This window comes from Geodermatophilus sabuli (genome assembly GCF_010686765.1).
GTDB lineage: Bacteria > Actinomycetota > Actinomycetes > Mycobacteriales > Geodermatophilaceae > Geodermatophilus > Geodermatophilus sabuli_A.
Genome location: NZ_JAAGWF010000017.1, coordinates 149,385 through 163,464, shown reverse-complemented (window position 1 = coordinate 163,464; position 14,080 = coordinate 149,385). Strand labels below are relative to the sequence as shown.

Annotated in this window: 11 protein-coding genes; 7 read left to right on the top strand and 4 right to left on the bottom strand. The window is 75.3% G+C overall.

Going from position 1 to position 14,080, the window contains the following annotated elements:
* Positions 1-34 precede the first annotated feature (34 nt).
* On the bottom strand, positions 35-1,468 hold the full coding sequence (locus GCU56_RS15785; protein ID WP_163482690.1) for an amidase family protein: 1,434 nt from the start codon (positions 1,466-1,468) through the stop codon (positions 35-37).
* A 43-nt stretch (positions 1,469-1,511) separates the two neighbouring features.
* Here GCU56_RS15785 and kynU point away from each other — a divergent pair, with 43 nt between their 5' ends.
* The gene (kynU, locus tag GCU56_RS15780; RefSeq protein WP_163482689.1) at positions 1,512-2,768 is read left to right on the top strand and encodes a kynureninase; all 1,257 of its coding nucleotides are present in this window, start codon (positions 1,512-1,514) and stop codon (positions 2,766-2,768) included.
* Between the two features lie 58 nt (positions 2,769-2,826).
* Here the strand turns inward: kynU and GCU56_RS15775 are convergent, their stop codons facing one another.
* Both GCU56_RS15775 and GCU56_RS15770 read right to left on the bottom strand, forming a co-directional pair.
* Positions 2,827-3,690 carry an SCO6745 family protein gene (locus tag GCU56_RS15775; protein ID WP_163482688.1) on the bottom strand — a complete coding sequence of 288 codons (864 nt, stop codon included), beginning with the start codon at positions 3,688-3,690 and terminating at the stop codon, positions 2,827-2,829.
* A gap of 97 nt (positions 3,691-3,787) precedes the next feature.
* A complete protein-coding gene (locus tag GCU56_RS15770) occupies positions 3,788-4,324 on the bottom strand; it encodes an HNH endonuclease (protein WP_163482687.1) in 537 nt (178 codons plus the stop codon).
* A gap of 228 nt (positions 4,325-4,552) precedes the next feature.
* Here GCU56_RS15770 and GCU56_RS15765 point away from each other — a divergent pair, with 228 nt between their 5' ends.
* Entirely contained in the window at positions 4,553-6,616 is a 2,064-nt protein-coding gene (locus GCU56_RS15765) for a prolyl oligopeptidase family serine peptidase (RefSeq protein ID WP_163482686.1), read from the top strand.
* Between the two features lie 75 nt (positions 6,617-6,691).
* Here the strand turns inward: GCU56_RS15765 and GCU56_RS15760 are convergent, their stop codons facing one another.
* Positions 6,692-7,666 (bottom strand): ABC transporter substrate-binding protein, encoded by a 975-nt coding sequence (locus GCU56_RS15760; RefSeq protein WP_163482685.1) that lies wholly within the window; start codon positions 7,664-7,666, stop codon positions 6,692-6,694.
* Between the two features lie 221 nt (positions 7,667-7,887).
* On the opposite strand from GCU56_RS15760, the gene GCU56_RS15755 reads away from it, so the two are divergent.
* From GCU56_RS15755 to GCU56_RS15735, 5 genes are all read left to right on the top strand, one after another.
* Positions 7,888-8,898 (top strand): mechanosensitive ion channel family protein, encoded by a 1,011-nt coding sequence (locus tag GCU56_RS15755; RefSeq protein WP_163482684.1) that lies wholly within the window; start codon positions 7,888-7,890, stop codon positions 8,896-8,898.
* Positions 8,899-8,966: 68 nt separating this feature from the next.
* Positions 8,967-10,214 carry an MFS transporter gene (locus tag GCU56_RS15750; RefSeq protein WP_345771876.1) on the top strand — a complete coding sequence of 416 codons (1,248 nt, stop codon included), beginning with the start codon at positions 8,967-8,969 and terminating at the stop codon, positions 10,212-10,214.
* A complete protein-coding gene (locus tag GCU56_RS15745) occupies positions 10,211-10,648 on the top strand; it encodes a globin domain-containing protein (protein ID WP_163482683.1) in 438 nt (145 codons plus the stop codon). Before GCU56_RS15750 ends, GCU56_RS15745 begins: the two co-directional genes overlap by 4 nt.
* The gene (locus GCU56_RS15740) at positions 10,645-12,261 is read left to right on the top strand and encodes a glycoside hydrolase family 13 protein (protein ID WP_345771875.1); all 1,617 of its coding nucleotides are present in this window, start codon (positions 10,645-10,647) and stop codon (positions 12,259-12,261) included. Before GCU56_RS15745 ends, GCU56_RS15740 begins: the two co-directional genes overlap by 4 nt.
* Before the next feature lie 182 nt (positions 12,262-12,443).
* Positions 12,444-13,979, top strand: a complete 1,536-nt coding sequence (locus GCU56_RS15735) for an ATP-binding cassette domain-containing protein (protein WP_163482682.1) — start codon at positions 12,444-12,446, stop codon at positions 13,977-13,979.
* The last annotated feature ends 101 nt before the right edge of the window (positions 13,980-14,080 follow it).

Below are 14,080 nucleotides of genomic sequence, written 5' to 3'. Positions count from 1 at the left end.
GACAACCTACCGGCACCGGTCCCCCGGTTCCTGGTCAGTCCCACCCGGCGGGGTGGCGGTGCGCCCAGGGCCGGGCCTCCTCCAGCTGCGCCGACAGCGCGATGAGGGTCGCCTCGTCGGCGGGGCGGCCGACCAGCATGGTGCCGACCGGCAACCCGTCCGCCGTCCAGGACAGCGGCACGCTGACCGCGGGCTGCCCGGTCACGTTGAAGACCGCGGTGAACGCGGCGTAGCGCTCCTGCCGCTCGAAGTCCGCGGCGCCGTCCCCGTCGGCGTCGAACCAGCCCAGTGGCCGCGGCGTCATCGTGGTGACCGGGGCGAGCAGGACGTCGTAGGAGTGGGTGGCGGTGAGGAACCGGCGGGCGAACAGCCGCAGGGCGGTGAGCGCCTGCATCGCGGCCTGGGCCGACAGTGCCAAGCCCCGCCCGCGCAGCTCCCGGGTGAGCGGCCGCAACCGCGCCACCTGGTCCGGCGGCACGGGCAGCAGCGTGCCCGACAGCGTCCAGGCCTGTTCGAAGGCGGTGAGGACGTCGGGGCCGAGCAGCCCCGGCGGCACGTCCTCCACCTCGTGCCCGAGGCTCTCCAGCAACGCGGAGGCGTCCTCGAACGCCGCCCGCACCTCCGGCTCGAGGGACACGTCCGGGATCGGCGACTCGAGGTGGCGGCCGATCCGCAGCCGGCCGACCGGCCGGTCTGCGTAGCCGAGGAAGGTCTCGCCGGGCGGCGGCGGAGGGGCCCACGTCGGGTCCCCGGGCACCGGTCCCGCCATGGCGTCGAGCATCGCCGCGGCGTCGCGGACCGTGCGGGCGAGGGGCCCGTTGGTGCCCAGGCCCGTCACGTCGCCGCCGAACGGGGCGTTGCTGACGCGTCCGCGGCTGGGCTTGATCCCGTACAGCCCGTTGATGCTCGCCGGGATCCGGATCGATCCCCCGCCGTCGCTGCCCTGGGCGAACGGCAGCATCCCGGCGGCCACCGCCACCGCGGCTCCCCCGCTGGAGCCGCCGGCCAGCCGGGTCCGGTCCCACGGGCAGCGGGCCGGGCCGACGAAGGCGTTGTCGGTGTAGCACGGGTATCCGAACTCAGGAGTGCTGCTCTTGCCGACCGAGATCGTCCCGGCGGCGGCCAGCTTGGTCACCACGGCGTCGTCGACCGTGGGCACGTTGTCGGCGAAGACGGCCGAGCCGAACGTCGTCCGGACGCCGGCGGTGTTGTTGAGGTCCTTGATGGCGGTCGGGACGCCGAGCAGCGGCGGCAGCTCGCCGCCGCGGCGCAGCCGTTGCTCGGCGCGCCGCGCGGCCGCCAGCGCGCGGTCGGGGGTCACGGTGAGGAACGCCCCGAGGCCGGCGTCGAGGGCCTCGATCCGCCGCAGCGCGTGCTCGACCAGTTGGGTGGGGCTGACCTCTCCCGCGCGGACGGCTGCCGCCTGCTCGAGTGCGGTCAGGTCGTGCAGGCGGGTCCCCGGGGTCACGGCACCGGACGCTAGACCGCGGCGGGACGGTAGACACGTCGCCGTGGACCTCGACCGCACGCACGCCCAGTCGCTGGACGCCGCCGATCCGCTCGCCGCGTTCCGCGGCCGGTTCGCCGGCGCCGGTGAGGACGGGCTGCTCTACCTCGACGGCAACTCCCTCGGGCGGATGCCCCGGGAGACGCCGGCCGCGATCGCCCGCACGGTCGAGGAGGAGTGGGCGCGCGGGCTGGTCGGCTCGTGGGCGTCGTGGATCGGCGCCGCCACCCGCGTCGGTGACCTGCTGGCCGAGGGGGTCCTGGGTGCGCGTCCCGGCGAGGTCCTGGTCGGCGACTCGACCTCGGTCGACCTCTACAAGCTCCTGGTCGCCGCCGCCGACGCCCGACCCGGCCGCGACGTGGTGGTCTGCTGCGCCGACGACTTCCCCACCGACCGCTACATCGTCGCCGGGGTGGCCGCCGCCCGCGGGATGACGGTGCGGGAGGTCCCCGCCGACGTCGACGAGGGGCTGGACCCGGCGGTGCTGTCCGCCGCGCTGGACGAGCGGGTCGCCGTCGTCGTCCTCTCCGCCGTCGCCTACCGCTCCGGCGCTCTGGCCGACCTGGCGGCGGTCACGCGGACCGCCCGGGACGCGGGTGCGCTGGTGCTGTGGGACCTCTCGCACGCGGCCGGCGCCGTCCCGCTCGACCTCGCCGCGGCCGGCGCCGACCTCGCCGTCGGCTGCACGTACAAGTACCTCAACGGCGGGCCGGGCGCCCCGGCCTTCCTCTACGTGCGCCGCGAGCTGCAGCAGCAGCTGCGCCAGCCGATCTGGGGGTGGTTCGGGCAGCGCGACCAGTTCGCGATGGGTCCGGTCTACGACCCGGCGCCCGGCATCGAGCGGTTCGGTGTCGGGACGCCGCCGGTGCTGGCCATGACGGCGGTCGAGGTGGGCGCCGCGCTGGTCGCGGAGGCGGGGGTCCAGCGGCTGGCCGCCAAGGGCCGCGCGCTCGGCGAGCTGACCGTCGCCCTGGCCGACGCGTGGCTGGTCCCGCACGGGGTCGCCCTCGCCTCGCCGCGCGACCCGGCCCGCCGCGGCTCGCACGTCACCCTGGCCCATCCGCAGGCCTGGCAGCTCACCCAGGCGCTCGTCGACCGCGGCGTGGTGCCGGACTTCCGGACGCCGGACCGCGTGCGGCTGGGCCTGGCCCCGATCTACACCCGCTTCGTCGACGTGTGGGACGCGATGGCGCGCTTCCGCGAGGTGCTGGCCACCGGCGCCCACGAGCGCTACCCCACCGAGCGCACCCGCGTCACCTGAAGGCCCTCGTGCGGGGTCCCGCCGCGAGCTCGCGAGCGGTGGGGGCACGGGGGTCCTCCTACTCGGGGTCGGGGACGCCGATCGGGTTGCGGTCCGGCCACAGCCCGGCGGCGAGGACGGCGCGGCGGACCGGCCGCAGCAGCTCGGCGAGCCGGTCGCACCGCGCATCGCCGAGCGCCCGCCACGGAGCCAGTGCCAGCCGGTCGGTGTCGGCCTCCACGGTGGCCACGATCGCGGCGCCCTCGGCCGTCAGCTCGTCGCCGGCCAGCCAGCCGCGGTCGGACAGGCCCGCGGCGGCGGCGTCCCAGGCCGCGTCGTCCCACCCGCGGGCCCGCATCAGCCACTCCCGGGGGCTGCGGCCGGCGGCGGCGGCCAGCACGTGCGCACCCACTCCCGAGATCTCCCGCTGCAGGAGCGCGGCGTTGTGCCCGTCCCCACGGTGCTCGCGCAGGGTGGTCAGCGACTGCCACAGCGCCAGGTGCGGGGCCTCCGGCGTCGGCACCCCCGCGTTCGCGGCGGCGAGCGGGCGGCCGGGCAGGTCCACCGCCTCGGCGGCGACGGCGAGCAGGCCGGCCGTCTCCGCCGCCTCCGCCGACCGCGGCCAGTCCTCGCCGAGCACCCGGCGGGCGGCGGCGTCGATCCCGGCCAGCCGCACCTCCAGCGCGGCGGCCGGCGTCACCGCCTGCCAGACGGCCGGGACGCGGCGGGCGACGAAGTGCGGAGCGAAGTTGTAGAAGCTGGCGGTGACCACCTCGGGTCCGACCGGCCCCAGCGGCGCGGCGCGCAGGGCGAAGTAGGTCTGCCAGAACCCCGTCAGGCCGGCCGCCTCCGCGGCCGTGCGGCACTCGTCGGCGAAGTACGTCAGCGCGTGGACGGGCTCCCCCAGCGCCCACAACCGCCGCGCCGTCGCCGGAGACGTCACGATGACCCCTCGCTGGACACGTCGGCATCCCGGCACCGGCCGCCCGGCGGGGTCCCGCCGCGAGCCGGCGAGCGGCGGGGGGCAGGGTGGTCCTCGTTCATGCGCTCACGCTCTCGGGCACGCCGAGCCACTCGCGCCATCGCGGGTCCACGGTGCGGGCGCCGAGCAGTCGCCAGGCGGCACCGCTGGGCGTGTGCGGCGGGTGGGGCAGCTTCCAGCCGAGCTCGGCCAGCGAGCGGTCGGCCTTGGTGTGGTTGCACCGCCGGCAGGCCGCGACGACGTTGTCCCAGGTGTGGGTGCCGCCCCGGCTGCGGGGGACGACGTGGTCGATGCTGGTGGCCGAGCTGCCGCAGTACACGCAGGTCGAGCTGTCGCGGGTGAAGACCGCCCGCCGGGAGAGCGGCACCTGCGCGGGATAGGGCACCCGCACGTACCGGGTCAGCCGCACCACGACCGGCACCGGAAGCGTCACCGACTCGGAGTGCACCTCCTCGGCCGCGGCGTCCACCGACACCGCCTTCTCGGCGAGCACCAGGACGATCGCGCGGCGGCTGGAGACGACGCACAGCGGCTCGTACGTGGCGTTGAGCAGCAGCGTGGCTGCCGTGGTGACCCGCGCGGCGGCAGGCGGCACCGGATGGGAGTGGTGGTCGCGCCGCGGACCTGGCTGGCCTGCGGACACCGACCGGGACGCGGGACGCGGCACGGGGCACCTCCGAGCGCCCCGGACGCGCGCCGGATGCTGTGCGACCCGGGGTCGAGCCCATTCTGTCCCGGGACGGCCGATCCCCGCTGGCCGGGAACCCCGGGGCCGGTCCGGGGAGGCCGGGCCGGTCCGGGGGACGCCGTTACCGTGGCCCGGGTGCGCTACCCCGACGCCGAACGGCTCGACCTGGTCGAGACCCTCCACGGCCATCCCGTCGCCGACCCCTACCGCTGGCTCGAGGACGCCGCCGACCCCCGGACGGTGGCCTGGACCCGGGCCCAGGACGACCTGACCACCGAGGCCCTCGCCGCGCTGCCGCTGCGCGACCGGTTCGCCGAGCGGCTCGAGCAGCTGGTGCACGCCGGTGCCGTCGGCGTCCCGGTGTGGCGGGCCGGCCGCGCCTTCTCCACCCGCCGCGACCCGGGCCAGGAGCACGCCGTCCTGCGGGTGCGCGAGCCGGACGGGACCACGCGGGTGCTGGTCGACCCCATGGCCCTGGACCCGGCGGGCACCACCACGCTGGACGCGTGGGCGCCGTCCTGGGAGGGCGACCGGCTGGCCTACCAGCTCTCCACCGGCGGCGACGAGGAGTCGCGGCTGTTCGTGCTCGACGTCGTCACCGGTGAACAGCTCGACGGGCCGGTCGACCGCTGCCGCTACTCCCCGGTGGCCTGGCTGCCCGGCGGCGAGGAGCTGTTCTACGTCCGCCGGCTGGCACCCGACCAGGTGCCCGCCGGGGAGGAACAGTTCCACCGCCGGGTCTGGCGCCACCGGGTCGGCGCCGACCCCGCCGCCGACCTGATGGTGCACGGCGAGGGCCTCGACCCCACCAACTACTACGGCGTGCGCACCAGCGCCGACGGCCGCTGGCTGGTGGTCTCCGCGTCGGCCGGTACCGCGCCGCGGGACGACGTCTGGCTGGCCGACCTCGCCGGGGACGGCGTCCTGCGCGAGTTCCAGGTGGGCGTCGACGCGCAGACCGCCGCCTGGGTGGCCCGCGACGGGCGGCTGTGGCTGCTCTCCGACCGCGGGACACCGCGCTGGCGGCTGGCGGTGGCCGATCCCGCCGATCCGGGGACGTGGGCACCCGGGAGCTGGCGGGACGTCGTCCCCGAGCAGGAGGACGGCGTGCTCACCGACGTCGCGCTGGTCGACGGCGCCGACGGCGGCCTGCAGGTGCTCGCCGTCCACTCGGTCGACGCGACCGACCGGCTGTCGCTGTGGCACGACTCGGGGCGGATCGCCGACGTGCCCACCCCGGGCGCCGGCAGCGTCGCCGGCGTCAGCGCGCCGCCGGAGGGCGGCAGCACGGCGTGGATCGGCTGGACCGACTACGCCACCCCGCCGTCGGTGCTGCGCTGGCAGAGCACCGACCCGTCGTCGCTGACCAGCTGGGAGCGGGCACCGGTGGCCGGGGCGGTGCCCGACGTGCGGGTCGTCGAGACGCACGCGACGTCGGCGGACGGGACGCCGGTGCACCTGTTCGTCCTCTCCGGCGCCGGCAGCCCCGACCGGCCGCGGCCCACGGTGCTCTACGGCTACGGCGGCTTCGACGTGGCGCTCACCCCCGCGTACTCGGCGCAGGCCCTGTCGTGGGTGGCGGCGGGCGGCGTGTGGGCGGTGGCCAACCTGCGTGGCGGCTCCGAGCACGGCGAGCAGTGGCACCGGGCGGGCATGCGGGAGCGCAAGCAGAACGTCTTCGACGACTTCGCCGCCGCCGGGGAGCACCTGGTCGCCGAGGGCTGGACGACGCCGGCGCAGCTCGGGGTGATGGGCGGGTCCAACGGCGGGCTCCTGGTCGGCGCCACCCTCACCCAGCGGCCCGACCTCGCCGCCGCCGTCGTCTGCAGCGCACCCCTGCTCGACATGGTCCGGTACGAGCGCTTCGGCCTGGGCCGGACGTGGAACGACGAGTACGGCACCGCCGAGGACCCCGAGGAACTGGGGTGGCTGCTGGGGTACTCGCCCTACCACCGGGTCGTCGAGGGCACCGACTACCCGGCCGTGCTCTTCACGACCTTCGAGTCCGACACCCGGGTCGATCCGCTGCACGCCCGCAAGCTGGCGGCCGCGCTGCAGCACGCCACGCGCGCGGCGGCGCCGGTGCTGCTGCGCCGGGAGACCTCGGTCGGGCACGGCGCACGGGCGGTCAGCCGGACGGTGGGTCTGTCCGCCGACCAGCTGGCCTTCCTGGCCGCGCACACCGGCCTGACCGGCTGACCCCCGGACACGCAGCGGGCCCTGCACCGCTCCGGGTGAGGAGCGGGGCAGGGCCCGGAGCGGCCAGGGGTCAGGTCACTCGACGATGAGCTCGTCGAGGTCGACGTCGCCCTCGATGATGCCGTCCTCGTTGCCCAGCTCGAGCAGCAGCTCGACCGACTCCCGGTTGATCTCGGTCTGGAAGGTCGGCAGCGTCAGCTCCTGCGCGACCTCCGGCGGGATCTGGGTGTAGCTGCCCAGGACCTCACGCACCTGGTCGGGGTTGGCCTGGGCGTACTCCTGCGCCTCGGCCATCGCGTCGGCGAAGGCCTGCACGACCTCGGGGTTCTCCGCCGCGTACTGGTCGGAGGTGAAGTACCCCGCGACGGTCAGGTCGTCGTCGGTGTCGGTGTAGGGAGCCGAGACCCGGCGCAGGCCCTGGGCCTCCCCCGACGTGACGGTCGGCTCGACGCCGAAGGCCGCGTCGACCTGCCCGGTGCTGACCGCGGCCACCATGTCCGGGAAGGGGATCTCGACGAACTCGATGCCCGCCGGGTCGCCACCGGCCTTCCGGACGCTCTCCTTGACGACGGTGTCGCTGATGTTGTTGATCGAGTTGATCGCGACCCGCAGGCCGGCCAGGTCGGCCGCGCTCTGCACCGGGCTGTCGGCCGCCACGATGACCGCGGCGAAGTCGTCCTCGGCGTTACCGGTCGCGCCCGGGCCGGGGGCCACCAGGCCGAGCGGGACGCCCCGGCCGGTGGCCTGCAGCAGGCTGGTGATGTTGGAGAAGCCGAACTGGGCCTCGCCGTTCACCACCGCGGGCACGATGGCGGCGCCACCCTGGGCGAGGAAGGGCTCGACCTCCAGGCCGGCCTCCTCGAAGATGCCCTGCTCGATGCCGAGGTACAGGGGCGCCACGTCCACGATCGGGATCGCGCCGACGCGCACGGTCGTCACGCCGCCCTCGCCGCCGCCACCACCGCCGCCGCCGGTCTCGTCGTCCCCACCGCCGCAGGCGGCGAGCACCACCGTGCTCGTCAGGGCCAGGCTGATCATCGTTCGGCGCACTCGGTTCTCCCATGTTCGATCGTCGTTCCACCCGTGCGACGGGCACGAGACGACGGTTGGTCCGCCGGCGGACGCTATGGAGGTCGTCGGTAGGGGTCAACTCGACGGCCGCAGCCTTTACCGCATCGTGAGGTGTGCTGTCCACCACCTCACGCAGCTGCAGGCAGACGGTCGCACCCAGTGATCCCCATGCGGCCTGTCGACCTGAGATAGTTTCCGTGATGACTGCTTCACCGTCTGTGCATGCCGCTGCTGACGACGACCTGACCGGCTCCGTGCCCGACTGCGCCGACCACTGGCTCTGCCAGCAGGTCTACGAGTGGTCCGGGCTGGACTGGCTGGCCGAGAACGCCCAGGCGCTGATCGCCAAGCCGGCGAAGATCCTGCTCATCGTGGCCCTCGCCACCGTGGTCAGGTTCCTGGCCCACCGGGCGATCCGCCGGCTCACCGACCGGACGGCGACCGGCGCGATGCCCGCCATCCTCCGGTCGCGCCGAACCCGTGTCCGGGCGGCCGGGGACGCGGCCGACCCGCTGGCGGCGCGGCGCACCCAGCGGGCCGAGGCCATGGGGTCGGTGCTGCGCAGCTTCGCCTCGATCGTCGTCCTCGGCATCGCCGTGGTGCTCGTGCTCGGGGAACTGGGGATCAACCTCGCCCCGATCCTGGCCAGCGCCGGGGTCGTCGGGGTCGCCCTGGGCTTCGGCGCGCAGAACCTGGTGAAGGACTTCATCGCCGGGATCGGGATCATCCTCGAGGACCAGTACGGCGTCGGGGACGTCGTCGACCTCGGGGAGGCCAGTGGCACCGTCGAGGCGGTGGGGCTGCGGATCACCCGGCTGCGGGACGTCAACGGTGTGGTCTGGTACGCCCGCAACGGCGAGATCCTCCGGGTGGGCAACAAGAGCCAGGGTTACGCCCAGGTCGTCATCGACATGCCCGTCGCCCACGACACCGACCTGGAGAGCTGCCGCACCGTGATGCAGGAGGTGGCCGACGAGATGTACGCCGAAGACGAGTGGGCCGCCGTCCTGCTGGCCGAGCCGGAGTCCCTGGGGGTCGAGCAGATCACCTCCGAGGGCGTGTTCATGCGGCTGCAGGTGCGCACGACCAACGCCGACCAGTGGCGGGTGGGCCGTGAGCTGCGCATGCGGCTCAAGGAGCGGTTCGTCCTCGAGGGGATCCGCACCCCCCTGCCGCTGCTCGGCACGGTGTCCGGGGCAGGGGTCCGCTGAGCGCGGCCGCGCCGGCCGGATCCGACCGCACCGGCGCCCCGGAGTCCCGCCCGGCCACCTTCCGCGAGGTGCTCGCCGAGCGGGAGTTCCGGCCGCTGTTCGGCAGCTACCTGCTGTCCACCGCCGGTGACGAGCTGGCCCGGGTGGCGCTCACCGTGCTGGTCTACCAGCGCACCTCGTCCCCGCTCCTGTCGGCGATCACCTTCGGCATCAGCTACCTGCCGTGGCTGCTCGGCGGTCCGCTGCTGTCCACGCTGGCCGACCGGTTCCCCCGGCACCGCGTCCTCATCACCACCGACGTCGCCCGGGTCGTGCTGGTGGCCGGCATGGCGATCCCCGGGACGCCGCTGCCGGTGCTGCTCGCGCTGCTGCTGCTCGTGGCGCTGTGCGCGCCGCCGTTCGAGTCGGCCCGCTCCGCGCTGATGGCCGACGTGCTCGACGGCGATCGCTACGCGCTGGCGACGTCGCTGACCAACGTCGGCGCGCAGGTCGCCCAGGTCGCCGGCTTCGTGCTGGCCGGCTCGCTGGTGGCCCTGTTCAGCCCGTCCGCCGTCCTGCTCCTGGACGCCGCCACCTTCGCCGTCTCGGCGCTCTGGCTGTCGGCCCGCCTGCAGCGCCGCCCCGCCCCCGCCGCCGAGGCCGGGGGCGAGGCCGGGCGTTCGGTGTGGCGGGACGCCGGGGACGGGGTGCGGCTGATCGGCCGGTCACCGCGGCTGCGCGCGATCCTCGTGCTGACCTGGGTGGGCACCCTGTTCGCCAACGCCGCGGAGGGCATCGCCACCCCACTGGTGGACGGGCTCGGGGAGGGCGCTGCCCACGTGGGCGTCCTGCTGGCGGCCAACCCGCTCGGCGTGACCGTGGGCGGGCTGCTGCTGGCTCGCGTGCTGACCCAGGAGCGGCGGGAGCGACTGGTGCCCGTCCTGGTCGTGCTGTCGCTGCTGCCGATCCTCGCCGCGGGGCTGGTCACGATGTGGGCCGGGCCGGGGCGCGGCGCCTACGTGCTGGTCGTGGTGCTGATGTTCGTGGCCGGCCTGGGCGCGTCCTGGACCATCCCGCTGAACGTGGCCTTCGTCCAGGCGGTCCCGTCCGCCTTCCGCGGTCGCGCGTTCGGCGTCGCCGTGAGCGGGCTGTACGGCGTCCAGGGCCTCGGCGTGCTGGTCGCCGGTCTCGCGGCGGAGGGCCTGCCGGCCGGGGCGGTGGTGGCGCTGATCGGCGGAACGGGACTGCTCGCCGTCGTCTGGCCGCTGCTGAGCTACGGACGTACGCAGGGTCACGTGGCAGCGACGGCCACGCCTGCGGGACGATCGGTCCCGTGACCGAGTCCAGCCGTTCCCTGCCCTCGGCGCGCACCTTCTACGACGAGGTCGGGGGGGCGCCCACCTTCGAACGGCTGGTGGCCCGGTTCTACGCCGGTGTGCGCACCGACCCGGTGCTCGCGCCGCTCTACCCGCAGGACGACTGGGCCGGCGCCGAGGTCCGGCTGCGCGGGTTCCTCGAGCAGTACTGGGGCGGGCCGACGACGTACTCCCAGCAGCGCGGGCATCCGCGGCTGCGCATGCGGCATGCTCCCTTCGACATCGGCCCGGCCGAGCGCGACGCGTGGCTGACCCACATGCGGGACGCCGTGGACTCCCTCGCGCTCTCCCCCGAGCAGGACGCGACGCTGTGGGGTTACCTGGAGATGGCGGCTCGCAGCATGCAGAACCGCTGGCCCGACGACGCGGTCGGCGACCTCTCGCCCGCCCAGTGACGGGGTCACGGCCTCGTGCAGGGGCTCGCCCCGAGCCTGCGAGGGGTGAGGGGGACCAGGTCCTGTCGTGGTGGCGCGAGGCCGTCTTCTACCAGGTCTACATCCGGAGCTTCGCCGACGGGAACGGCGACGGCGTCGGCGACCTGGCCGGCATCCGGGCGCGCCTGCCGCACCTGGTGGAGCTGGGCATCGACGCGCTGTGGATCACGCCGTTCTACCCCTCCCCCATGGCCGACCACGGCTACGACGTCGCCGACCCGCGTGACGTCGAGCCGGCCTTCGGCGACCTGGCCGAGTTCGACGCGCTGCTGGCCGAGGCCCACGCCGCGGGACTCCGGGTGACCATCGACCTGGTGCCCAACCACAGCTCGCACCAGCACGAGTGGTTCGCCGCGGCGCTGGCCGCCGGGCCTGGCTCGCCCGAGCGGGCGCGCTACCTCTTCCGCGACGGCCGCGGCCCGGACGGCAGCGAGCCGCCCAACAACTGGCCCTCGGTCTTCGGCGGCTCGGCGTGGAGCCGGGTGCCGGACGGCCAGTGGTACCTGCACATCTTCGCCCCCGAGCAGCCCGACCTGGACTTCACCGACGCCGAGGTGCTCGCCGACCTCGAGACGACGATGCGGTTCTGGCTGGCCCGCGGGGTCGACGGCTTCCGCATCGACGTCGCGCACGGCATGGCCAAGCCGGACGGGCTCCCGGACATGCAGCCCATGGAGGACACCGGGCTGCTCGACGACCACGGGCCCGGCGACCACCGGTTCGACCAGGACGGCGTGCACGAGGTGCACCGGCGCATCCGCGCGGTGCTCGACGAGCACCCCGGCACGATGGCCGTCGGCGAGGTCTGGGTCTCCGACGACGAGCGGCTGGCGCAGTACCTGCGGCCCGACGAGCTGCAGCTGGCGTTCAACTTCAAGCTGCTGACCGCCGACTGGTCGGCCGACGACCTCCGGGACGCCGTCGTGCACTCGCTGGCCACCGTGTCCGGCACCCCCGCGCCGGCCTGCTGGGTGCTGTCCAACCACGACCGCCCGCGGCACGTCACCCGTTACGGCGGGGGTGAGCTGGGCACCCGGCGGGCCCGGGCGGCGGCACTGCTGCAGCTGGCCCTGCCCGGCGTGGCCTACGTGTACAACGGCGACGAGCTCGGCATGCCCGACGTGGACCTGCCCGACGAGGCGCTCCAGGACCCGATCTGGGAGCGGTCGGGGCACGCCGAGCGGGGCCGCGACGCCTGCCGGATTCCCGTCCCCTGGTCGGGCACGGCGCCGTCCTACGGGTTCTCGGACCGGCCGGACTCCTGGCTGCCCATGCCGGAGGGCTGGGCGGCGCTCACCGTCGAGGCGCAGGCGGCCGACCGGGGTTCGATGCTGTCGCTGTACCGGTCCGCGCTGGCGCTGCGGCGGACGTCGTCGGCGTTCGCCGGGGACGCGCTGCAGTGGCTGCCCGCGCCGGAGGGGTGCCTCGCGTTCCGGCGGCCCGGTGGGCTGGTCTGCCTGCTCAACCTGTCGGCGCGCGCCGTCCGGCTGCCGGAGGGCGAGGTCCTGCTGGCGAGCGCCGACGTGACCGGCGGGGTCCTGCCCGCCGACGCCGCGGTGTGGGTGCGGGCCTGACGGCCGACACCGGACGGCGGCCCGTCGGCGGCCGGTCGCTCGCCGGTCGGTCGCCGTGCCCCGGGGAGCGCCGATGCCGTGCGCGGGTAGCATCGGAGCCGTGACGATGCGTCGCGGGGGACGCTGACGCGACGATCGACCGACCCCGCGGTCGGGGACCACGCCCGGGAGGCCGCCCGCCCATGACACTGCTGTCCGTCGAGGGCATGACCAAGTCCTTCGGAGGACGGCGGGTCCTGCGGGACGTGTCCTTCACCATCGGCGCGGGCGAGATCGTCGGGCTCGTCGGCACCAACGGGGCGGGGAAGTCGACCCTCGGCGACATCGTCTCGGGGATCACCCCGGCCGATGCTGGGACGATGACGCTGCTCGGCCATCCCTACGCCCCCCTGTCGGCCCAGGACGCCTGTCATCTCGGCGTCGGGGTCGTCGAGCAGCTGGTCACGATCGACCCGGAGCTCACCGTCGCCCAGGCCGTGTTCCGTGGCACGCCGCAGGCCGGGCGCCAGCAGTCGGAGCTGCGCGAGCAGGCACGGGTCCTGTGCCGCGAGGTCGACCTCGACGCGGACCCGGACGACCTCGTCGGAGAGCTGCCGCACTTCGTGCACCCCTTGGTGGAGACCGCCCGCGTGCTCGCCGAGGACACCCGGCTGGTCGTGCTCGACGAGGTGTCGGCGGTCCTGCTGCCCTCGGAGGTCACCCGCCTGCACGCCGTCGCCGCCCGGCTGAGCCGGCAGGGGCGGGGGGTGCTCTACATCAGCCACCGGCTGCCCGAGATGCTCGAGGTGGTCGACCGGGTGCTGGTGCTGCGGGAGGGCCGGATCGCCCTCGACCGGCCGAGCGCGTCCCTGGACCCGGTCCGGCTGGCCGGGGAGACGGTGGGCGGGCCGGTCTCGCTGCCGGTGCGCCGGCAACCGGCAGCCCTGCAGTCGTCCCGAGCGGAGGACGCCCCGCTCCCCGCACCGGCCCGGCCGGCCCGCTCCGACGAGGTCGCCCTGCAGGTCCGCAACCTGCGGGTACCCGGCGCGGTGGAGGGCGTCGACCTCGTGCTCCGCCGGGGCGAGGTCGTCGGGCTCACGGGGCACCGCACCTCCGGCGTCCGCGAGATCGCCGGGGCGCTGACCGGAGAGCTGCCGGCGCTCAGCGACGAGGCGCTGCTGCACGGCGAGCCGCGCCTGCTGACCCCCTCGGCCGACGTCGAGGCCCTGCGGCTGCCCGCGTACCGGCCCGACGAGGACGCCTACGGGGTCGACCCCGGCGAGACGATCGCCCGCACCCTCACCGACGAGCCGTGGGGTGCGCTCACCGACCTCCGCAAGGAGATCGCCTCGCTGCGCCGGGTCATCAAGACCGTCCACAGCCTCGACGTCAAGACGCTGAGCATCCGGACCTCCGTCGGCGCGCTGTCCGGTGGCGACCAGCACAAGCTGGCACTGGCCCGGTGGATGGCCTCGGCCCGCGACGTCGTCGTGCTGCACGAGCCCGCCCGCGGCCTCGACGTCCGGGCCCGCCAGCAGGTGCGCCAACTGCTCGACGAGGCGACCGCGCACGGGACCTCGGTCGTCGTGGTGTCGGTGGACCCCGATGAACTGGCCGACTTCTGCGACCGCGTCGGCATCGTGGCCGATGGCCGCGTGGCCCGCTGGATCGACACCGGGGAACTGGCCGTCGACGCGGTGCGGGAGCGGATCGTCGAGGCGGCCACGGCCGCCGCCTGACAGAGGAGCCTGCCCCCGGCCCGCGGACTCGTGGCGGGCCCCTGCAGGAGGCCGACGCGTCGTCACAGGGCGAGCGGGGCGTCGGCGACCGCCGGCGCCGC

Excerpts from the sequence above, each read along its gene's own strand:
- GCU56_RS15755 (WP_163482684.1), top strand. The coding sequence starts at position 7,888 with ATGACTGCTTCACCGTCTGTGCATGCCGCTGCTGACGACGACCTGACC.
- GCU56_RS15735 (WP_163482682.1), top strand. The coding sequence starts at position 12,444 with ATGACACTGCTGTCCGTCGAGGGCATGACCAAGTCCTTCGGAGGACGG.